Annotated in this window: 19 protein-coding genes; 9 read left to right on the top strand and 10 right to left on the bottom strand. The window is 72.3% G+C overall.

Going from position 1 to position 19,124, the window contains the following annotated elements:
- Positions 1-32: 32 nt before the first annotated feature.
- The gene (locus EDF33_RS15635) at positions 33-233 is read right to left on the bottom strand and encodes a hypothetical protein (protein WP_123292622.1); all 201 of its coding nucleotides are present in this window, start codon (positions 231-233) and stop codon (positions 33-35) included.
- Between the two features lie 144 nt (positions 234-377).
- Positions 378-2,933 carry a LuxR C-terminal-related transcriptional regulator gene (locus EDF33_RS15630; RefSeq protein ID WP_132100527.1) on the bottom strand — a complete coding sequence of 852 codons (2,556 nt, stop codon included), beginning with the start codon at positions 2,931-2,933 and terminating at the stop codon, positions 378-380.
- A gap of 172 nt (positions 2,934-3,105) precedes the next feature.
- Between EDF33_RS15630 and EDF33_RS15625 the strand changes: the two genes are divergently transcribed.
- A complete protein-coding gene (locus EDF33_RS15625) occupies positions 3,106-4,131 on the top strand; it encodes a formylglycine-generating enzyme family protein (RefSeq protein WP_132100526.1) in 1,026 nt (341 codons plus the stop codon).
- A gap of 8 nt (positions 4,132-4,139) precedes the next feature.
- On the opposite strand, the gene EDF33_RS15620 is transcribed toward EDF33_RS15625, so the two are convergent.
- The 3 genes from EDF33_RS15620 to EDF33_RS15610 form a co-directional block, all read right to left on the bottom strand.
- A complete protein-coding gene (locus EDF33_RS15620) occupies positions 4,140-5,804 on the bottom strand; it encodes a SulP family inorganic anion transporter (RefSeq protein ID WP_132100525.1) in 1,665 nt (554 codons plus the stop codon).
- 1 nt (position 5,805) lies between these two features.
- A complete protein-coding gene (locus EDF33_RS15615; protein ID WP_132100524.1) occupies positions 5,806-8,148 on the bottom strand; it encodes an arylsulfatase in 2,343 nt (780 codons plus the stop codon).
- Between the two features lie 119 nt (positions 8,149-8,267).
- Positions 8,268-9,128, bottom strand: coding sequence for a mechanosensitive ion channel domain-containing protein (locus tag EDF33_RS15610; RefSeq protein ID WP_132100523.1), 861 nt, complete (start codon positions 9,126-9,128; stop codon positions 8,268-8,270).
- A 201-nt stretch (positions 9,129-9,329) separates the two neighbouring features.
- Here EDF33_RS15610 and EDF33_RS20575 point away from each other — a divergent pair, with 201 nt between their 5' ends.
- Both EDF33_RS20575 and EDF33_RS15600 read left to right on the top strand, forming a co-directional pair.
- Entirely contained in the window at positions 9,330-9,923 is a 594-nt protein-coding gene (locus EDF33_RS20575) for a DapH/DapD/GlmU-related protein (protein ID WP_132100522.1), read from the top strand.
- 210 nt (positions 9,924-10,133) lie between these two features.
- On the top strand, positions 10,134-10,550 hold the full coding sequence (locus EDF33_RS15600; RefSeq protein ID WP_123672882.1) for a VOC family protein: 417 nt from the start codon (positions 10,134-10,136) through the stop codon (positions 10,548-10,550).
- On the opposite strand, the gene EDF33_RS15595 is transcribed toward EDF33_RS15600, so the two are convergent.
- Positions 10,531-11,496 (bottom strand): isoprenylcysteine carboxylmethyltransferase family protein, encoded by a 966-nt coding sequence (locus EDF33_RS15595; RefSeq protein ID WP_165918839.1) that lies wholly within the window; start codon positions 11,494-11,496, stop codon positions 10,531-10,533. The genes EDF33_RS15600 and EDF33_RS15595 overlap by 20 nt on opposite strands.
- Before the next feature lie 30 nt (positions 11,497-11,526).
- Between EDF33_RS15595 and EDF33_RS15590 the strand changes: the two genes are divergently transcribed.
- Entirely contained in the window at positions 11,527-12,270 is a 744-nt protein-coding gene (locus EDF33_RS15590; RefSeq protein ID WP_132100521.1) for an alpha/beta hydrolase, read from the top strand.
- Here the strand turns inward: EDF33_RS15590 and EDF33_RS15585 are convergent.
- A complete protein-coding gene (locus EDF33_RS15585) occupies positions 12,260-13,159 on the bottom strand; it encodes an SDR family oxidoreductase (RefSeq protein WP_123938225.1) in 900 nt (299 codons plus the stop codon). The genes EDF33_RS15590 and EDF33_RS15585 overlap by 11 nt on opposite strands.
- A 108-nt stretch (positions 13,160-13,267) precedes the next feature.
- On the opposite strand from EDF33_RS15585, the gene EDF33_RS15580 reads away from it, so the two are divergent.
- Together EDF33_RS15580 and EDF33_RS15570 are read left to right on the top strand one after the other, a co-directional pair.
- Complete coding sequence (locus tag EDF33_RS15580) at positions 13,268-13,609, top strand: DUF3140 domain-containing protein (protein WP_132100520.1); 342 nt, start codon at positions 13,268-13,270, stop codon at positions 13,607-13,609.
- Positions 13,610-13,715: 106 nt separating this feature from the next.
- A complete protein-coding gene (locus EDF33_RS15570) occupies positions 13,716-13,970 on the top strand; it encodes a Rho termination factor N-terminal domain-containing protein (protein ID WP_123292629.1) in 255 nt (84 codons plus the stop codon).
- Here EDF33_RS15570 and EDF33_RS15565 read toward each other — a convergent pair.
- Positions 13,964-14,962, bottom strand: a complete 999-nt coding sequence (locus EDF33_RS15565) for an alpha/beta hydrolase (RefSeq protein WP_132100519.1) — start codon at positions 14,960-14,962, stop codon at positions 13,964-13,966. The genes EDF33_RS15570 and EDF33_RS15565 overlap by 7 nt on opposite strands.
- A 144-nt stretch (positions 14,963-15,106) precedes the next feature.
- On the opposite strand from EDF33_RS15565, the gene EDF33_RS15560 reads away from it, so the two are divergent.
- Complete coding sequence (locus tag EDF33_RS15560) at positions 15,107-15,310, top strand: hypothetical protein (protein WP_111085656.1); 204 nt, start codon at positions 15,107-15,109, stop codon at positions 15,308-15,310.
- 29 nt (positions 15,311-15,339) lie between these two features.
- Here the strand turns inward: EDF33_RS15560 and EDF33_RS20225 are convergent, their stop codons facing one another.
- A complete protein-coding gene (locus EDF33_RS20225) occupies positions 15,340-15,603 on the bottom strand; it encodes a hypothetical protein (RefSeq protein WP_123672725.1) in 264 nt (87 codons plus the stop codon).
- 76 nt (positions 15,604-15,679) lie between these two features.
- Between EDF33_RS20225 and EDF33_RS15555 the strand changes: the two genes are divergently transcribed.
- Complete coding sequence (locus tag EDF33_RS15555; RefSeq protein WP_165918838.1) at positions 15,680-16,642, top strand: SDR family NAD(P)-dependent oxidoreductase; 963 nt, start codon at positions 15,680-15,682, stop codon at positions 16,640-16,642.
- Positions 16,643-16,763: 121 nt separating this feature from the next.
- On the opposite strand, the gene EDF33_RS15550 is transcribed toward EDF33_RS15555, so the two are convergent.
- Complete coding sequence (locus EDF33_RS15550) at positions 16,764-17,990, bottom strand: cobalamin-independent methionine synthase II family protein (RefSeq protein WP_123292632.1); 1,227 nt, start codon at positions 17,988-17,990, stop codon at positions 16,764-16,766.
- Positions 17,991-18,069: 79 nt separating this feature from the next.
- Here EDF33_RS15550 and EDF33_RS15545 point away from each other — a divergent pair, with 79 nt between their 5' ends.
- A complete protein-coding gene (locus EDF33_RS15545; protein WP_123340473.1) occupies positions 18,070-19,077 on the top strand; it encodes a transporter in 1,008 nt (335 codons plus the stop codon).
- Positions 19,078-19,124 lie beyond the last annotated feature (47 nt).

The following is a 19,124-nucleotide window of genomic DNA, read 5'->3' as shown; positions in this document are numbered from 1 at the left end:
AAGCCCCCGAGGCCGCGTGCGCCCGTCCGGTGTCAGCGCAGCTGCCGGAGCTCGGCGATGTCGAGCCCGAGGTCGGCGATCCGGGCAAGCAGCCCGTGCAGCTGCGTCTGGTCGGACAGGTCGCCGACGAGCAGCGTCTCGCCGGGGCCGATCTGCACCAGCGAGAACTCCGGGAACGCGGCGACGAGGGTCTCCGACATCGCGTAGGGAAGACGGACCTCGTAGCGGCTCATCGTCGGCCTCCTGCTCGTCGTGGAGCCACGATCATCCCGCGCGGGGGCCGGTGCGGGGTTCCCCTGATCCGGGTGAGGTCTCCGTCGTGTCCGCAGCACGCCGGGGGTCCGGCCCGAGCGTGCCGGGTCCCCGGTCGGACTGCCTCAGAGCAGGCCGCGCCGACGAGCGGCCTGCACCGCCTCGGTGCGCCCCGCGGCGGACAGCTTGCCGTAGATGCTCCGCAGGTGGGTCTTGATCGTGTTCACGCTGAGGTGGTGCTTCGCCGCGATCTCGGCGACGGTCTGGTGCGCCGGAAGCTCGAGCAACAGCTCCTGCTCCTTGGGGGTCAGCGGGACCGTGGCCTCCGGACGTTCCAGCCCGACGCCGATCCGCTCGTGCTCCGCCAGCGCGAGGACGTGGTCGGCGTACGGTTCGAGCGCCCCGTACGACCCGTGGTGCCGGAACACCAGCTGCGCGCCCGCACCCCGGCAGGCGAGGAACTCGCGGGCGTAGCCGAACTCCTCGCTCACGGCGAGCGCGCGGCGGATCCGCTCGGCCGCCTCGGCGGGCCGGCCGTGGGTGCACGCGTGCTCGGCGAGGGCGAGGTGGGCGTTCACGATGCTCGTGCCGGACCACGCCGCGTCGTCGCCGTCGACCGCCGCGGCCAGGTCGCGTTCGACGAGGTGGTCGGTCCGCCCGCCGGCCAGCAGCCGGAGCGTGTTCACCTCGAGGGAGTCGGTGCCGAGGACGTCGGCGACGATGCGGCGGACCTCGGCCGCTGCGGGTGCGCCGTGGAGCGTGCTCGACCAGGCGTGCAGGCGCGTCGCGGCCCCGGCGACCACCCGCGGGTGGTCACGGCCGTCGAAGCGGACGAGCTGCACGAGCCGGGCGAGGGCCTCCCGCGGGGCGGGCGAGGCGTCGATCGCCGCGACGAGGAGCAGTGCGCGCACCTGGAAGAGCAGCCCGAGCTCGCTGCCGGTCGGGTCGGCCTGGTCGATGCGGTGCAACGAGGTGAACGACACCGGTTCGCAGCGCAGGTAGGCGCGTGACGTCGCGAGCAGCAGTGCGCGGGCGGTCGCGCGGTTGTAGGGCGGTGCGGTGTCGAAGGGCAGTGCGCCCATCCGCGCCTCGTACTCGCAGGCCGTCCGCCAGTCGCCGGTGCGGACGGCGAGCGTCGCGGCGGTGTCGCAGGCGATGAGGAAGACCCACGAGAACCCGGCGTGCGCAGCGGCCGCCTGGATCGAGCGGAGCAGTTGGTCGGCGTCGCGGCGGCGGCCGGCGACGACGAGGCACCAGGCGACCGCAGCCCGGAGCAGCAGCGCGACGTCGAGCGACTCGACGGGCGTCTGCCGCAGGTACGCGCCGAGTTCCTGCAACCGCGCCGAGGCGTCGTCGGGGTCCTCGACGGTGAACGACCGGAGCGCCTCGACCACGGGCCGCCAGGCCCGTGCCTCGTCGGGTGTCGCGGCAGCGAGCTGCACGGCGGCCTGGGCGAACCGCTCCTCGGTGCCGATGCGGTCCGGGAACGACGGGGCGTCCATGCCGATGCGGATCGTGAGCGTGGCCAGTGAGTCCTGGCTCGGTGGGAGCGCTCGCAGAGCCGTCGCCACGATGGCCGCGCGGCCCTCCATGAGCAGGACACCGCCGGACCGCTCCAGCTGCCCGCGCACCGCCGACTGGTCGCGCGCGAGCAGTGCCTGTTCGAGCGCGAGGACGTGCAGGCCCCTGGACTCGTACCACCCGGCCGCCGCGACGTGGTTGCGGACCGCGCCGCACTCGTCGCGGCGACGGAACTCGGCGCGCATGAAGCCGGCGAGGATCGGGTGGAACCGGAAGCCGTCCTGGTCGGCACTCGTGGTCACGAGCACGTTCCGGGCGCTCAGCCGCTGCAGCACCGTGCCGACGTCGGCACGCCCGGTGAGCTCGACGGCGAGGGCGAGCGGGACCTCGGACCCGACGGCCGTCCGCATCAGTACGTCGCGGTGGTCGTCGTCGAGCGTGTCGAGGACCCGTGCCACCAGGTAGTCGGCGACCTGGTGCTGGTCGCCGCCGAAGTGGCGGACCGCTGCGCCGCGGTCGGACTGCTCGAGCAGGTACGGCATCGCCAGCGCGAGCCCCGCAGCCCACCCCGCCGTCCGGTGGGTGAGCGTTTCGGCATCCTGGATCGGCAGCACCAGGTCGAAGCGGAGCGCGAGGGCCAGCGTGTCCTCGACGCTGAACGCGAGGTCCTGCGTCGGGACGACGAGCCGCCCGCCTGCCGCCTGCGTGACGGCGGCGAACCCGCTCGGCTCGAAGCGTCCGGCGACGACGACGCGGGTCCGGGGACCGCACGCGCGCAGGAGTCGGATGAGCGGCGGGACACCGAGCCCGCCGAGCAGACGGTCGACGTCGTCGAGGAACAGCCACTGCTCGGTGTCGTCGTGCACGGTCTGCGGAGGGTCCTCCTGCAGCAGTGTGTCCGCGTCGAGCCACCGCACGACGACGTCGTCCGCCGAGAGGACTTCCGCCCACGCGGCGAGCGCGGTGGACTTGCCGGCACCACCCGGCGCCCACATGGTGAGCAGGCGTCGGTCGGAGCGGCGGAACCGTCGGAGGTGGTCGAGCAGCCGCGGTCGCTCCAACGCATCGGTGGGTGGGACCGTCGTGGTCGGGTCCGACCCGACCGGCGTCCCCGTGCCGGTGCGCTGTCCGCTGCTCCTGGTCTGTTGGAAGGTGTGCATGTGGAGGCCTTTCCCTGAAAAGGCTTGCGTTGCTCACGATAGGTGCGGCGGGCGGTTGAGGCGAGGGATCGTCGTGCGCGTTGAGGACATTCACCCCATCCGGGTGAGGGCGGGCCGCCTCATCCGGTCCGGGTGAGGCGGCCCGCGGTCCCGACGCCCGAGGATCGGGTGCATGCAGACCCTGCTCGAGGCCGTGGACGTCGCGGGCGGTGCGTTCCTGATGGGTTCGGACCGCTACTACCCCGACGAGGGGCCGGTGCACGAACGCACGGTCGCCGCGTTCCGGATCGCCGCGCACCCCGTCACGAACGCCGAGTTCGCTGCCTTCGTGGCGGCGACCGGGTGGACGACCGAGGCGGAGCGCGCGCTCGACCCCGTGCAGTACCCCGACCTGGCGCCGGCCGACCGGGCTCCGGGGTCGCTGGTGTTCGCGCCCACGACCGGACCGGTGGACCTCGGCGACTGGCGGGCCTGGTGGACCTGGTGTCCGGGTGCTGACTGGCGGCACCCGGCCGGGCCGACGTCGTCGGTGGACGGACGCGAGGAGCACCCGGTGGTCCAGGTCTCGCACGGCGATGCGGCGGCGTACGCGGCGTGGGTCGGTGGGCGACTGCCGAGCGAGGCCGAGTGGGAGTACGCGGCGCGCGCCGGCGGTGACCCGTCGTGGCCGTTCGCCTGGGGGAGGGAGGCGCACCCGGGCGGCCGGACGATGGCCAACACGTGGCACGGGGCGTTCCCGTACCGCAACAGCGGGGCTGCCGGGTGGACGGGGACGTCGCCCGTGGGGTCGTTCCCCGCGAACGCGCTCGGTCTGGTGGACATGATCGGCAACGTGTGGGAGTGGACCGATTCGCGGTACACCGAGCGGCACGATCCGTCGACGACCCCGACGACCCCGACGACCCCGACGACCCCGACGACCCCGACGACCCCGACGACCCCGACGACCCCGACTACCCCGACGCCGCCGGCCGAGGCGCGGGCGACCGAGTCGTCCGCGCACTGCGGCTGCGGCCCGACGGACACCCACCACGACGCCGCCCCGGAGACGCCGTCGACCGTCACGCGGGTCCTCAAGGGCGGGTCGCACCTGTGTGCGCCGGAGTACTGCCTGCGGTACCGGCCGGCGGCTCGGTCGCCGCAGACCAGCGACTCCGCCGCCACCCACATCGGCTTCCGGGTGGTCTGGGACGGCTGATCCCGGCCTCAGCCCGGGTCGGCAGCCGCAGCCTGAGCCGTCCGCGCGGCCATCGCGGCGTCGACCGTCGGCAGCACCCTGCCGTCGTCGACGAGCCCGCGGAACCACGCGGTCCGCGCCGCCGTCGCCGTAGCCGACCCGGGGAGGCCCACGAGCAGGAGCACGACGCCGCGTTGCGCGAGCTCGTGATCGAGGTCGGCGAGGCCGTCGAGGACGGTGACGGTCGCCTCGTGCATCCGCGACAGGTCGAGGACGACGGCGTCGGCCCCGTCCTCGTCGTCGGCGAGCCGGAGGACGGCGTTCTCGTACGCCAGGACGTTCGCGGTGTACACGGCGCCCTCGATCCGTGCGCTGATCGTCGTGCCGACGGCGGGGCCCGGTGCCAGCCGGACGCGCTGCAGTTCGCGGAGGACCAGGAAGTACGTCCCGGCGACCCCGGCGACGACGGCTGCCAGCAGTCCGGCGGTCAGTCCGACCGCCGCGGTCACCACGGCGAGCCAGAAGTCGCGTCGGCTGATGCGGGCCAGCCTCCGGAGCGCGGGGACGTCGATGAGTCCGACGACGGCGGTGACGACGAGCGCGGCGAGGGTCGCCGTGGGCATCAGGGCCAGGACCGGTCCGAGGACGAGCGCGACCAGCACCGCGAGCGCGACGGTCACCAGGGTCGACACCTGGGTGCGTGCGCCGGCCCGTTGGTTGACCGCGCTCTGCGAGAACCCGCCGGCGGCCGGCAGTGTCTGGGTCAGGGATCCGGCGAGGTTCGCGGCGGCGGCCGCGAGCAGCTCGCGGTCGCTGTCGATCGGCGGCTCGCTCGGCTGCCGGATCCCACGTGCCACCGCTGCGGACTCGAGGAACGCCATCATCGCGATGCCGAGGGCACCGGGGAGCATCGCCGGCACGAGGGTCAGGTCGGGCAGCACGGGTACTGGGAGACCGGTCGGGACGGGGTCGATCACCTCGACGCCGAGGTCGGTCAGGTGCAGGACGGCCGAGGCCGCGATGCCGCCGGCGACCACGACGAGCGGACCCGGCACCGCGGGCACGAAGCGGCGCAGCAGCAGGAGCACCGCGACCGAGGCGACGGACAGCGCGACCGTCGGGCCGTGCGCACGGGGGAGCGCCTCGACGACCGCCACCACGGAGCGGATGAACCCTGCCCCGGTCGGGTCGTCGGTGAGTCCGAGCAGCTTCGGCAACTGCCCGACCGCGACGGTCGCGCCGACCCCGATCTGGACGCCGATCAGCGTCGACTTGTTGATGTTCTCGACGAGCGAGCCCAGGGTGAGCAGCCGGGCGACGACGAGGACGACGCCGACGAGCAGGGTGAGGGTCGACAGTGCGCGGAGCGCGTCGTCGGAGGAGACCGCGACGCCCGCGGAGACGAACGTCGTGGCGCTGAGCGTCGCGATCGTCGACGTCGTCGACACGCTCATCGCGCGTGACCCGCCGAGCAGGGCGTAGACGGCCATCGGCGCCATGCACGTGTAGAGCCCGACCTGTGCCGGCAGCTCCGCGATGCTCGCGTAGGCCATGGCCTGGGGGACGACGACCGCGCCGGCGCTCAGGCCGGCGAGGACGTCGCGCCCGAGCCACCGGCGGTCGTAGCCCCGGAGGGTGGGGGCGAACCACGTCCGGCTGCGCGCCGGTGCCGCCCCCACCTGCCGGGTCGCCATCTCAGTCGCGCGACATCGCGGCGGCGAGGTGCGCCTCGAGGTCGACGTAGGCGTCGTCGGCGATGTCGAACACGACCTTGTGGATCGTGCCGTCGTGGAACTCGAACCGCTCGCCCGCGTAGGCCTGCGTGACGGCGTCGCCACTGTCGTAGCCGATGCAGAGTCCCTCGCCGCAGAGCGAGAAGTGCCCGAGCACGGTCCTGATCGGCGTCTCGGCGACCTGCTCGTCGTCGACGAAGAGCGCGAGCGGTCCGGTGGCCTCGCGGTACTCCCCGGTACCCTCCTTCGTGAAGGAGACCCCGACGAGGTGCCGCCCGGAGGTGGGAGCCGGGGTGGAGACGACGTTCTCGGGCGGGATGCCGAGGAAGTTGTACACGTAGGACAGCTGCCCGTCCTTGACGTACAGGGCGTGGCCCCCGAACCGTGATCCGTGCGCGAACACGACGCCCTCGGTGTCCGGCGTGAAGTCGACGTCCGCGACGATCTTGTACGACACCCCGTGCACATTCGCCGCGGAACGCTCCGGCACCTCGGTGGTGCCCGGGTAGTACGTGTACTGCCCGCTCGGCGGGACGGGGACCTTGAACTCCATCGTGATGAAGGTCTCGAAGTCCTCGGGGTTCCCCAGGATCTGCAGGTCGTTCAGGGGCAGCACGTTGTTCGCCTTCGCCTCCGCGAACCAGCGCGCCACGAGTTCCTCGACCTTGTCCGGGTGCTCCGCGGCGAGGTCGTGCGCCTCGGAGCGGTCGACGTCGGTGTGGAACAGCTGCCACCGGTCGCTGTCGAAGCCGCTCGTCCCGGCTCCCGGTCCGTGCTCGGTCACCGCCTTCCAGCCCTCGTGCCAGATGCCACGGTTGCCGAACATCTCGTAGTACTGCGTGTGCTTCGACGTCGGCTCGTCGGCTGCGTCGAAGGACGACCGCATCGAGACCCCGTCGAGTGGTCGCTGTTCCACGCCGGCGTACGTGTCCGGGAACGTCACGCCGCAGGCGTCGAGGATGGTCGGCACGATGTCGGTCGAGTGGTGGTACTGGTTCCTGACCTCGCCGCGGGAGGCGATGCCGGCCGGCCACGAGATCACCAGCGGGTCGCAGATCCCGCCCTGGTACACGTACCGCTTGAACATCCGGTACGGAGTCGAGAACGCCGCTGCCCATCCGGTCGGGTAGTGGTTGTAGGTGTCCGGGCTGCCGAGCTCGTCGACCATCGTCAGGTTCTGCGCGAGGTCGTCGGGGTAGCCGCCGAAGATCTTGCCCTCGTTGACCGAACCGTTCGGGCTGCCCTCGCCCGACGCGCCGTTGTCCGCGCAGTAGACGACGATGGTGTTGTCGAGCTGCCCGGACTCCTCGAGGTAGTCCACGATGCGGCCGACCTGCGCGTCGGTGTACTCGGAGAACCCGGCGTAGACCTCGGCCATCCGGCTGAACATCGCGCGTTCCTCGGCGTCGAGTTCGTCCCACGGACGCACGACGTCGGAGTCCGAGAACGTGCCGGGGGTCATCGGGTTGAGCCCCGTGAGCTCGGTGCCCTCCGGGAGGATCCCGCGTTCGATCATCCGGGGGAGCACCCACTCACGGTAGGCCTCGTAGCCGTCGTCGAACTGTCCCTTGTACTTGTCGATGTACTCCTGCGGGGCGTGGTGCGGAGCGTGGTTCGCGCCCGGGCAGAACCACAGGTACCAGGGCTTGTCCGGCTCGGTCTGCTTCGTGTCGCGGATCATCTTCAGCGCCTGGTCGGCGAGGTCCTTCGACAGGTGGTAGCCGTCCTCGGGCAGCGACGGTTGGTCGATGTAGTGGTTGTCCTCGGCGAGCGAGGGGTACCAGTTGTTCGTCTCACCGCCGATGAAGCCGTAGAACCGGTCGTAGCCCTGCGCGAGCGGCCAGTTCTTCTTCGAGGCGCCCGCCGTCCACTCGTCGATCGGGACGTTGTGGTTCTTGCCGACCCAGAACGTCGACCACCCGGCGTCACGGAGCACGTTCGCCATCGTCGCGTTCTCGGGCGGGATGTGCGAGCTGTAGCCGGGGAACCCGGTCGACGACTCCGAGATCGACGCGAACCCGTTCGCGTGGTGGTTCCGGCCGGTCAGGAACGTCGACCGCGTGGGGGAGCAGAGCGCCGTGGTGTGCCACTGCGAGTAGGTGAGGCCGTTCGCGGCGAGCCGCTCCATCGTGGGCATCTGGATCCGGCCGCCGTACGGTGACCACGCTGCCTGCCCGGTGTCGTCGTAGAGCACGACGAGGACGTTCGGGGATCCCGTCGGCGCCTTCGACGGGATGAACGCGTCCCAGTCGGCGACGGAGTCGCGCACGTCGAGTTCGATCTTGCCGGAGAACTGCTTGGCCATGGTCCGCTCCTGTTCGTTGGTCTGCGCGACGAGCCTCACCGCCCGGCGCGTCGACGTGCACGCCCGGAACGGGTGAGATCGCACGACCCCGCACGACCCCGCACGACCCCGCAGAACCGTCAGTCCACGGCGTCGACGAGCGCGGTCAGGAACCGTGGTCCGTCCGACGACACCGAGCAGGTCAGGCCGGTGCCGCCGAGCGCCACCGCGACCGCGCGCACCACCGACGACCGGGCGGCCTCGCGGTCGTCGTACGCGGACCAGAACCGGATGGTGATGTCCGCCCAGGCCGGCGTGATCGTGTGCAGGAAGACCTCGGGATCCGTCGACGACACCGAGGACCCCGACGACACCGAGGAGACCGAGGACACCGAGGACACCGAGGCCACCGCGTCCAGCAGCACCGGGCAGACCCGGTCGAGGTCCGGTGACCCGTGCAGCCGCGCCCGGACCTCGCTCCGGACCGACCCCGACTCGCTGGCGTTCCAGAGCGGGTTCTCGAGCAGCATGGTGTTCGGGATCCGGATCGTCCTGCCGTCCGAGGTGGCCAGCAGGACGGAACGCCCCGTCAACTCGACGATGCGGCCGGCCACGCCCTCGACCTCGATCGAGTCGCCGATCCGCACCGGTCGTCGGGCCTGGATGACCAGCCCCGCGCCGAAGTTCGCCGCGATCCCGCGCAGGGCCAGGAACGCGACGGCACTGATGATGATCACCGCGGCGAGCACCGGCTGCAACGGCGCGCCGAGCACGGTGAGGACGATGCCGATCGTGAGCAGGAGGATCGAGTAGCGCACGAGACGCGCCACGAGGTTCGTCCCGCTCGGTCCGAGCCCGCTCCACTTCGCCAGCGCCACGACGACGCCTCGCCGGGCCCACACGGACGCGAACCACCCGACGACCAGGACGACGACGGCGAGGACCACGTCCCAGGCGCCGAAGGACGAGTTCTGCACCAGACCGCTCACGAATTCCTGCATGTCGCCTCCCAGCCGCAGCACGGTAGGCGTGCACGGGCGCTGCCCGGATCGCACCGACCGGGTGAGATCGCCCGCCGTGCCGGCCGGCGGGCGATACCGCAAGGATCGCGCAACCACCAGTGCGTCCGTTGTCGAGCGGCCCTGCAGCGCCTACGTTTCGGCTGTGCGACCCCGCACCGTCCCCCGAGCCCAGGAGGCCGCATGGCCACGCCAGCCGTCCCCGTCCCCGTCCCCGTCCCCTCGACGTTCGCCCGACGCCTCCGCGAGGACGTCGCGCACGCCCGGGAGCACGTCCTGCTCACGGCCCTGCTCGGCTCGCCGTTCCTGCCGCGGGTCGTGCGACGGCTCCTGCTGAACGCCGCGGGCGCGCACGCCGAGTCGGCCCCCGGCGTCGGCTTCTCGCTCACGGGCGACCCGCGCAACCTGTCGGTCGCGCGGGGCGTCTACTTCAACCGCGCGACGACCATCGAGGCCATCGCCCCCGTCAGCATCGGTGCGAACGCCGCGATCGGCATGCAGGTCCTCATCATGACGAGCCACCACGCGATCGACGCCGACGGCCGGTGGAGCGACACCGCGACCGGCCGTCCGGTAGTCATCGAGGACCGCGTGTGGATCGGCGGCCGTGCGACGATCCTGCCCGGCGCGCACATCGAGCACGACGTGGTCGTCGCGGCCGGCGCGGTCGTCACCGGGCGCCTGCTGGCGCACGGCGTCTACGCCGGCGTGCCGGCGAAGCGCATCCGTGACCTGGCCGGGGCAGACCCGGCCACGGACCGCAGAGCGACCGCCTGACGGCCTGGAGGCGCGGGGCGGCGCCGCCACCCCTCCCTCGCAAGCTCGGTCGGCGCGGCCCGCGTGCCGCTGGCGCGTCACCGCTGAGCGGGTCGCGCCCGTCCGCATCGCACGCCCGTCCAAGGCGCGGTGCCCTTCCGCGGGCACGTCGCGTCTGCGACGATGGGCGCGCAGCGGGCGACGACGCCCGCCCGTCGTGAGGAGTCCACCATGTCCGTGCGTCTCAACCCGTACCTCGGCTTCCGCTCGGGGGCCCGCGAAGCCCTCGACTTCTACCACTCGGTGTTCCACGGCGAGCTCACGATCGGCACCTTCGGCGAAGCCGGCATGAGCCAGGACCCCGCCGACGCCGACAAGGTCATGCACGGGCAGCTGGAGGGCGAGAACGGCCTGCTGCTGATGGCCTCGGACGCGCCGACGGGCATGGAGACGCCGTCGGAGAGCACGATCTCGTTGTCGCTCAGCGGCGACGACCACGAGGCCCTGACCCGCTACTGGAACGGGCTCGCCGAGGGCGCGTCGATCATCGAACCGCTCACGACGGCCCCGTGGGGCGACACCTTCGGGATGCTCACCGACCGGTTCCGCGTCACGTGGCTCGTGAACATCACCGGCGCGGCGAGCTGAGGGGGACCGGGACCCCGCCGACACTCGCCGCGATGGGCCACCGCGGCACCCAGCACCGGACCCGCGCGGCGTAGCGACGGAAGTCGTCGCCGAAGCGGGCCTCGAGGTCGGCCTCCTCGAGCGGCCGGACCACGCAGTTCCACACGATCGACCCGGCGAGCGCGTAGACGACGACCATCCACGACCCGAGCAGCAGCCCGACGGCGACGCCCTGCGTGATGCCGGCGAGCGCCATCGGGTTGCGCACCGAGCGGTACGGGCCGGCGACGACCAACCGGTTCGCACTGGCGGACGGCAGCGGGGTCCCAGCGCCCTTGGTCGACATCGCCGCCGCCGACGCGATGCCGAGCGCGCTGGCGAGCGCGAGGACGACGAGCCCGACCACCAGCAGCGCGGTCACGACCGGTCCGGGCAGTGCGGGGTGCAGCCGCCAGCGGTGCTCGGCGACGGCGATGGCCACGGGGAACACCCCGAGGAACAGCCCCCAGAAGACGACGATCTGCACGGTCGTCGCGACCACGTGCCGTGACGTCGCGGCACCCGGGTCGGCCGTGCGGAACCGCAGTGGACCGGACGTCAACCACTCGGTCGGCACCCGACCGAGCAGGACGAGGGCGAGGGCCAGCACGGAGCCGACGGTCGCCGCGGTCATGACGACGACGCCCCAGCCGGCCTCGCCGGTGACGGTCGCCCAGACGGCGAGCCCGGCGAGGACGAGCGCGGTCCACGCGGTGGCGACGGTTGCCGCGATCCGCCCGACCGCACCTGCGGAGACCGCTGCGAGCGCCGAGGCCACGACGAAGAGCGGGACGTCGAGGGCAGCGACGACCACCGGGTCCAGCGAGCCGAGCGTGAGCGTCCGGATGGCGGGGAGCGTCGCGACGGTGATCCACCACACCGCGCCGCCGAGGGCCTGCAGTGCGAAGTAGAGCCGGCCCCAGGACACGTCTGCACGCTAGCAGTGGGAGACTCACGCATGGGACACACCTGGACGTCCGACCGCGGGGGAACCGGCCCCGTCCTGCTCCTGCTGCACCCCGGCGGGACCGACTCGCGGGCGATGGAGCCGCTCGCTGACGCGCTGTCCGGCTACCGGGTCGTGCTCGCCGACCGCGCCGGGCACGGCCGGACCGCCGACGTCGAGGGCCCCTGGCACCTCGCGGACGCGGCGGCCGAGATGGCCGTGGTGATCGAGACGCTCGGTGTCGGTCCGGTCCACGTGTTCGGCTGGAGCGACGGCGCACTCGTCGGACTGCGCCTGGCGCTCTCCCGACCCGACCTGGTGCGGACGCTGGTGCACGGCGGTGCACCGTTCGACGTGACGGGGTGGTACCCGGGTGTGCTCGACGGCGTGCCACCGCAGTTCATGGCCGACGCGTACGCCGAGGTGTCGCCGGACGGAGCCGCGCACTGGGCGGAGGTCACCGAGAAGTCGCGGGCGCTGCACGAGACCGAGCCCGCGTTCGGGAAGCGCGAGCTCGCCGAGCTCGCGGTCCCCGTGCTGCTGCTGTACGGCGACGACGACGAGGTCCGGATCGACCACGTCACCGCCGCACTCCACGTGCTGCCCGACGCCGAGCTCGCCGTGGTCCCGCGGGCCACCCACGGCCTCATCGTCGAGAAGCCCGCACTCGTCGCAGCGCTCCTGCGCGACTTCCACGTGGCGGACAAGACGGACGGCGTCGCACCACGGAGGCGGGATCCGCAGGTCAGGGCGTGACCATGCCGCCGTTCACGTTGAGCGTCTCGCCGACGACGTAGCTCGACTCGTCCGACGCCAGGAAGACGTAGGCCGGTGCGAGTTCGGCTGGCTGTCCGGCGCGGCCCATCGGCGACTCGCTGCTGCCGAACTCGGGCAGCGTCGACGGGTCGACGCCGCCGCTCGGCTGCAGGACCGTCCACGTCGGCCCGGGAGCGACGACGTTGACGCGGATGCCGCGCTCGACGAGCAGCTGCGACAGCCCCTTCGACAGGTTGTTGATCGCGCCCTTCGACGCCGCGTAGTCGAGGCGATCGGGTGCCGGCTTGTACGCCTCCATCGACGCCGTCGTGGTGATCGTCGCACCGGGTTCCAGGTGCGGCAGCGCCGCCTTGACGAGGCGGAACAGCCCGAAGACGTTCACGTCGAAGGTCGCCTCGAACTGGTCGTCGGTGATGTCGAGCACGTCCGGCTGCCAGCGCTGCTTGCCGGCGACGCTCACCAGGGCGTCGAGTCCGCCGAGTCCGGCGACGGCCTGGTCGACGAGCTCCTGCGCGTACGCCTTGTCACGCAGGTCGCCCGGGATCGCCACGGCGGTGCGTCCGGCGGCACGGATCTGTTCGAGCACGTGGTCGGCGTCGGACTGCTCCTCCGGCAGGTAGGCGATCGCGACGTCGGCGCCCTCGCGGGCGAACGCGATCGCGACGGCGCCGCCGATGCCGGAGTCGCCGCCGGTGATCAGGGCCTTGCGGCCGGCGAGCCGGCCGGTGCCCCGGTAGCTCGTCTCGCCCAGGTCGGGGACCGGGTCCATGGCGGACTGGAGGCCCGGCTCGTCCTGCGTCTGCGGCTCCGGCTTGACGTCGGGGTAGCGGGTGCGCGGGTCGCCGTGTTCGTACTGGTCGGTGGGCATGCGAGTTCCTTCCTGCTCGTGCCTCCACGGAACCCGTCCCGGCTGGACGGCGGCGGAGCGCCATCCGCCCTGCGCACCCGTCCAGGACCGCGGGGTTGCCTCGGGACCATGAGTGACGACGACGACGACCAGCAGACCGAGCGCGACTTCGCCGACGCGGTGAACATGACCCCGTCGGAGCTCCGCGAGTGGCTCGACACCGACGAGTCGAAGCACGTCGGGCAGAAGCCCCCGGGCGGCGGTGAGTCGACCGGGCACGAGAGCGGGCGGCACGTCATCCGGATCCTCGAGAAGCACGAGGCGGACCGGACCGACGACGACCACGCCCACATGCGGAAGGTGGTCGGCTACGTCGCCCGGCACTCGGAGCAGCGGCCGGACGGTGACGTGCGCGACACCCCGTGGCGGTGGTCGTTGATGAACTGGGGCCACGACCCAGAGAAGCACTGAGCCGCCAGCGGCTCGGAACGACGCCGGGCCGCCGCCGGCGCGGAACGACGCCGGGCCGCCGCCGGCGCGGAACGACGCCGGGCCGCCGCGCGTACCGTGACGCACCATGCCGAACCAACTCAAGAAGCCGGACATGTACGAGGAGCTCCGCAAGGAGGGCAACTCGAAGGAGAAGGCCGCGCGGATCAGCAACGCCGCAGCGGCCCGCGGCGAGGAGGCCGTCGGGAAGAAGGGCGGCGAATCCGGCTCCTACGACGACTGGACCGTCGCGGACCTCCGGAAGCGGGCGAAGGAGATCGGCCTGACCGGGTACTCGTCGAAGCGCAAGGCCGAGCTCGTCGAGGCGCTCCGGGATCACTGACCGAGGTCGGCGACCGCGTCGATGCCCTCGGCGATCTCCGCCGCGTGCGTGTGGTGCAGGTAGTGCCCGCCGTCGAGCAGGACGACCTGGCCGTCGGTGACCGACGCCGCCTGCTCACGGTGCAGGCGCTCCCACCCCGGCACATCCGGGTCGTCGCCCACGACGAACAGGCGGACCGGCAGATCGGCGGGGAACGCGAGGCTGCGGGCGTGCCGGAAGTTCGCGCCGAGGTGCTCGTACTCGTCCAGGTACGTCGCGCGCATGCTGGTGCGGTGTGACAGCAGGGTCATCTGCTCCTTCTGCGCATCGGTGTAGGGCAACCCGGCGTACGCGTCGCCGGACACGGCAGTGAGCACACGGGCGAGCCCGGTGGCCTTCACGAAGCGGAACAGGCCCGACCCGACGGCCGCGTCGATGCCGGGCTGCGTCGGCACACTGCTGTCGATGCCGACGAACGCCTGCACCTCGTCCGGGTACGCGTTCGTGTACTCGAGCGCGTAGATCCCGGCGACCGAGTGCCCCGCGAGCACGTACCGGTCGATGCCGAGGGTCGACAGCGCCTGGTGCACCTCGTCGACGATGTTCGCGCTGGTCCGGGGCCGGTCGGTGCCGTCGCTCAGGCCGTACCCGAGCGGCTCGACGACCACCACCCGGTGCGTGTCCTGCAGCCGGTCGACGAGCGGGGCGAAGTCGATCACGGGGGATGCCGTGCCGAAGCCTGGCAGCAGCACGACGGTCGACGCCCCGGACCCGGTGACGGCGACGTTGACCCGGCCGCCGGTGACGGGGACGAGTTCGCCGTACGGGCGGATGTCGTCCCGTTCCGCCGCCGTCGCGATCGCGTCGTAGGTGGCCGTGCCGCCGAGCGTGAGGGCGCCGAGGCCGACGAGCCCGACGAGCGAGAAGCCGATGATCCGGAGCGGGCGACGGCGTCGGCGTGCAGGGCGGGCCGGAGTGCTGGTGGGGGTGGCCGTGGGGTGGTGCGTGTCCATGCCTGCACGCTAGGTCCGGCCGGCGGCGCCGCACATCGGAGCACGGTACCGACGTGCCTCGCCCGCGTCGTACCGCGGGCTGACGTCGGGCGACCGCACGGCGGGCGCGGCATGGGGGAGAATGGCCGGGTGAACGAGACGGGCATGCCGCGCTTCCGACGGATCTGGTCGACCGTGCAGGTCGGCGTGCTGGCGATCGCCGTTGCCTTCTGCATCGTGATGCTCGTCATCGGGCAGGGGAAGCTCGACCGCGTCTACGCCGTCGCCGCGATCTTCTTCGGCCTGGCGCTCGTCGGGCACAGCACGTACCTCTGGCTCCTCGCCCGGAACGCCCGCACCGGCCGCTGAACCGAACGGCGACGCGGGCTCGGCTCCGGCTACACGCCGAAGCGCAGCGCGAGCGGCACGAGCAAGCCAGCCACCCAGACGAGCACCATCACGAGCGCACCGATCGCGATGAACCGACGGCGACGACGCAGCTTCGGACTCCGCTCCTCGCCCCACATCTGTGCACGGACCAGCACCCGGTTCGCCTGCTCGACGACCTTGCGGACCTCGGGGTCGTCCAGCTCGAGGGCACCGGACCGGGCGTGTTCGGCGATGACCGTGGCTTCGTCGACGGTCAGGTCGTCCTTGCGCATGCTCCATCCTCGCACCGGGGCGAGGGGTACGGCTCGTCTGTGCGGGAACGGACCAGCAGGCGCGTACCAAGGACGCATGGGACATCGGTACCGCGGGAAGATCGTCGTCGTCACCGGAGCATCGAGCGGCATCGGGAGGGCCGCGGCGCACGAGTTCGCCCGACAGGGTGCCACGCTCGTGCTCGCCGCACGCGGCCACGACTCCCTCGAGGCCGCCGCCGCCGAGTGCCGCGCACTCGGGGCCGACGCGGTCGCGATCCCGACGGACGTCGCCGACGAGCACCAGGTCAAGGACCTCATCGGCACGGTGACGAGTCGGCACGGGCGGATCGACGTCTTCGTCGGCAACGCGGCCCTGTTCGTCTACGGCCTGTTCGAGCAGACCCCCACCGAGGCGTTCAAGCGGGTCGTCGACACGAACCTCTACGGCCACCTCAACGCGATCACGCACCTGCTGCCGCACTGGAAGCAGCGCGGCTCGGGCACGTACGTGCTCGTCGGCTCGATCCAGTCGCTGCTGTCAGCGCCCTACCAGTCGGCGTACGTCACGAGCAAGCACGCGGCGCTCGGCCTGGTCGACGTCCTCGGTGACGAGTTCGCGCACACCGGCATCCGCTTCACCACGCTGCTGCCGTCGACGATCGACACGCCGATCTACCAGAACGGCGCCAACTACACCGGCAAGAACTCGCACCCGCTGCCGCCGACGGTGTCGGTCGAGCGCGCGGGTCGTGCCGTCGTGACCGCCGCCACGCACCCGAAGCGGTACCGCTACGTCGGCCGCATCCAGGCGTCGCTCGTCCCGCTGCAGTACGTGTTCCCGGGGCTGTTCCACAAGATCACGAAGCCGATGGTCGAGACCTTCGCGCTGCGCGGGAAGGGCGACCCGACCGACGGCAACCTCTACGCCCCGGCGGACGCCGGCAACGCCACGAACGGCGGCTGGGTCGCGAAGCGACGGCGTGTCACGCGTCCGCTCGTGTGGCTCGGTGGCGCTGCCGCGGTCGGCGCGATCGTCCTCGGCCGCGCACAGCGGTAGCCCCTGAGGCCTGCCGAAACCGGGCGTACCGCTCCGAAACGGGCGTACCTGCCGTGATCTTCGTGGCAGGTACGCCCGATCTCGCTTGCTACCGCAGCAGTTCTGGGAAGGAACGTGCGGCTCAGAAGAGCTTCGCGCTCGCGCGGCGTGCGCCCTCGCCGAGCGACTCGAGCTTCGCGGCGGCGATCTGCGGGTGGATGCGGCCGCCCAGGCCGCAGTCGGTGCCGGCGATGACGCGCTCGCGCCCGACGACCGAGGCGAACCGCTCGATGCGCTGCGCGACCAAGTCGGGGTGCTCGACGACGTTCGTGGCGTGGCCGACGACGCCGGGGACGATCACCTTGCCGTCGGGCAGCGTGACGTCCTGCCACACGGTCCACTCGTGTTCGTGCCGGGCGTTCGCGGCCTCGAACGAGTACGCGCCGGCGTCGATGTCGAGCATCAGGTCGACGATGTGGCGGAGCTCGATGTCGGTGGTGTGCGGACCGTGCCACGAGCCCCAGCACAGGTGGAAGCGGACACGGCTGGTGTCGAGCCCCTCGAGCGCGTGGTTGAGCGCCTCGACGCGGATCCGGGTGAAGGCGCGGTAGTCCTCGAGGCTCGGCTCCGGGTTGATCTGGTCCCAGTTCTCGGCGATCGAGGGGTCGTCGATCTGCAGCACGAGGCCCGCGTCGAGGATGATCCGGTACTCCTCGCGCAGGGCGTCGGCCCAGGCCCAGATGTGCTCTTCGTCGGTGGCGTAGTACTCGTTCGCGACCCGGGCCGCGGAGCCGGGGGAGAGTGCCGTGATGAAGCCGTTCTCGGCACCGGCGGCCTCGACGGCGTGCCCGAGGTTGGCGGCGTCGGTGCGTGCGGCCTCGTGCCCGGTGTAGGCGATCGGGCCGGTCGTGGTGGGGAAGGCGGTGGCGTTCTTCCCGGTGCCGATGCCCGACGCCGGGTCGGTGTAGGCCTCGCGGAAGATCGTCCAGTCGCGACGGTCCGGGAAGCTGGTGAGCTGCACGTTGCCCGGGCTCGAGCGGACCGGCTCCTGCGTGAAGATGTCGGCGTCCGTGAGCGAGAGTCCGCTGACCCGCTGGAACGAGTAGCCCCACCACGCGCCGTAGTCGACGCTGTTCGACATCGCCTTGCCGAACTCGCCGTCACCCGGCTGCGTGATGCCGAGGGCGGTCTGGCGGGCGACGACGTCGTCGACGGCCGCGCTCGTCATCGCGCGGACCTCGTCGGTGGTCTCGAGCGTGAAGCCGTCGGCGCCCACGGGGCGGGCGGCGTTCGCGGCGATGAGCTCCGGCGTGCGCGGGAGCGACCCGGCGGTGGTGGCCTGGACGTGGTCGCTGTTCTCGAAGGGCATCGGCCCAATGTGCCACGGGGCGCCTGCGAGCCGGGCTCCGTTACGCGGCACGACGCGAGCCGGGGACAATGGGACCCCTATGCCCAGCGCACGCCCGACCTCCCGCATCCCGCTCAACACCCTCGCCGCACCGTTCGGCCTGGCCGGCTTCGCGGAGACGTGGTCGTACGCGGCACCCGTCCTCGGCGTGCCGCCCGTCGTCCCGCAGGTGTTCTGGGTGGTCGCGGCGGTGGCCTGGTCGTGGTTGCTCGGCGCGCACGTCCTGCGGGGCGTCCGGGTCGACGAACGCCTGGTCGACCAGCTCCGCCACCCGGCGCAGGGCCCGATCGCCGCCCTGGTCCCCGCGACGGCGATGCTCCTCGGCGTCGACCTCGCGCGGTTCTGGGAGATCGGGGGACAGGTCCTCGTGGTGCTCGCGGTGGCGGTCGCCGCCGGGTTCGCGGCGTGGTTGCTGAGCACGTGGTTCGAGGGGCGCCTGACCCTGGAGGCCGTGCACGGCGGTTACCTGCTGCCGACGGTCGCCGCGGCCCTCGTCGCTTCCGTCGCCACGCACGAGGTCGGTGTGGGCTGGCTGTCCTGGGCGTGCTTCGGCGTCGGCGTGTTCTTCTGGGGCGTGATGACCGGGCTGCTCCTCATCCGGCTGTCGTTCCGCCCTGCACTGCCCGACCCGCTCGTCCCCACGATGGCGATCCTCGTGGCTCCGCCCGCGGTGGCGACGGTGTCCCTGTTCGCGCTCACCGACGACGCCCGAACCCTGCCCGTGCAGGCCATCGCGGGCCTCGGGGTCCTCATGCTCCTCGTGCAGCTCGCCCTGCTGCCCCGGTACGTCCGGCTCGGGTTCTCGCTCGGGTTCTGGTCGTTCGTGTTCCCGGCTGCGGCGGTCGCGACGGCGGCGATCGAGTGGTTCCGGGTGCTCGACCTGCCGGTGGCGTGGGTGCCCACGACCGTGCTGCTCGTGCTGCTCACCCTGCTCGTCGTCGTGGTCGGGGTGCGGTCGCTGAGCCTGGCCGCGCGGCACCTGCTCGGGCAGGCCGAGTCGGTGCTGCACGCCGCCGATGACGAGGACGCGGCACCCGCGACGCACTGACGTGGCGGTGACGGTGGCGCGGTGCGTCAGCACCCGTTCTGCGACGA

Source organism: Curtobacterium sp. PhB146, from assembly GCF_004342995.1.
Classification (GTDB): Bacteria; Actinomycetota; Actinomycetes; order Actinomycetales; family Microbacteriaceae; genus Curtobacterium.
This window is presented reverse-complemented; position numbering and strand designations above follow the sequence as displayed.

Coding starts and splice junctions, on each gene's coding strand:
- EDF33_RS15635 (WP_123292622.1), bottom strand. CDS start 233: ATGAGCCGCTACGAGGTCCGTCTTCCCTACGCGATGTCGGAGACCCTC.
- EDF33_RS15630 (WP_132100527.1), bottom strand. CDS start 2,933: ATGCACACCTTCCAACAGACCAGGAGCAGCGGACAGCGCACCGGCACG.
- EDF33_RS15625 (WP_132100526.1), top strand. CDS start 3,106: ATGCAGACCCTGCTCGAGGCCGTGGACGTCGCGGGCGGTGCGTTCCTG.
- EDF33_RS15620 (WP_132100525.1), bottom strand. CDS start 5,804: ATGGCGACCCGGCAGGTGGGGGCGGCACCGGCGCGCAGCCGGACGTGG.
- EDF33_RS15615 (WP_132100524.1), bottom strand. CDS start 8,148: ATGGCCAAGCAGTTCTCCGGCAAGATCGAACTCGACGTGCGCGACTCC.
- EDF33_RS15610 (WP_132100523.1), bottom strand. CDS start 9,128: ATGCAGGAATTCGTGAGCGGTCTGGTGCAGAACTCGTCCTTCGGCGCC.
- EDF33_RS20575 (WP_132100522.1), top strand. CDS start 9,330: ATGGCCACGCCAGCCGTCCCCGTCCCCGTCCCCGTCCCCTCGACGTTC.
- EDF33_RS15600 (WP_123672882.1), top strand. CDS start 10,134: ATGTCCGTGCGTCTCAACCCGTACCTCGGCTTCCGCTCGGGGGCCCGC.
- EDF33_RS15590 (WP_132100521.1), top strand. CDS start 11,527: ATGGGACACACCTGGACGTCCGACCGCGGGGGAACCGGCCCCGTCCTG.
- EDF33_RS15585 (WP_123938225.1), bottom strand. CDS start 13,159: ATGCCCACCGACCAGTACGAACACGGCGACCCGCGCACCCGCTACCCC.
- EDF33_RS15580 (WP_132100520.1), top strand. CDS start 13,268: ATGAGTGACGACGACGACGACCAGCAGACCGAGCGCGACTTCGCCGAC.
- EDF33_RS15570 (WP_123292629.1), top strand. CDS start 13,716: ATGCCGAACCAACTCAAGAAGCCGGACATGTACGAGGAGCTCCGCAAG.
- EDF33_RS15565 (WP_132100519.1), bottom strand. CDS start 14,962: ATGGACACGCACCACCCCACGGCCACCCCCACCAGCACTCCGGCCCGC.
- EDF33_RS15560 (WP_111085656.1), top strand. CDS start 15,107: ATGCCGCGCTTCCGACGGATCTGGTCGACCGTGCAGGTCGGCGTGCTG.
- EDF33_RS20225 (WP_123672725.1), bottom strand. CDS start 15,603: ATGCGCAAGGACGACCTGACCGTCGACGAAGCCACGGTCATCGCCGAA.
- EDF33_RS15555 (WP_165918838.1), top strand. CDS start 15,680: ATGGGACATCGGTACCGCGGGAAGATCGTCGTCGTCACCGGAGCATCG.
- EDF33_RS15550 (WP_123292632.1), bottom strand. CDS start 17,990: ATGCCCTTCGAGAACAGCGACCACGTCCAGGCCACCACCGCCGGGTCG.
- EDF33_RS15545 (WP_123340473.1), top strand. CDS start 18,070: ATGCCCAGCGCACGCCCGACCTCCCGCATCCCGCTCAACACCCTCGCC.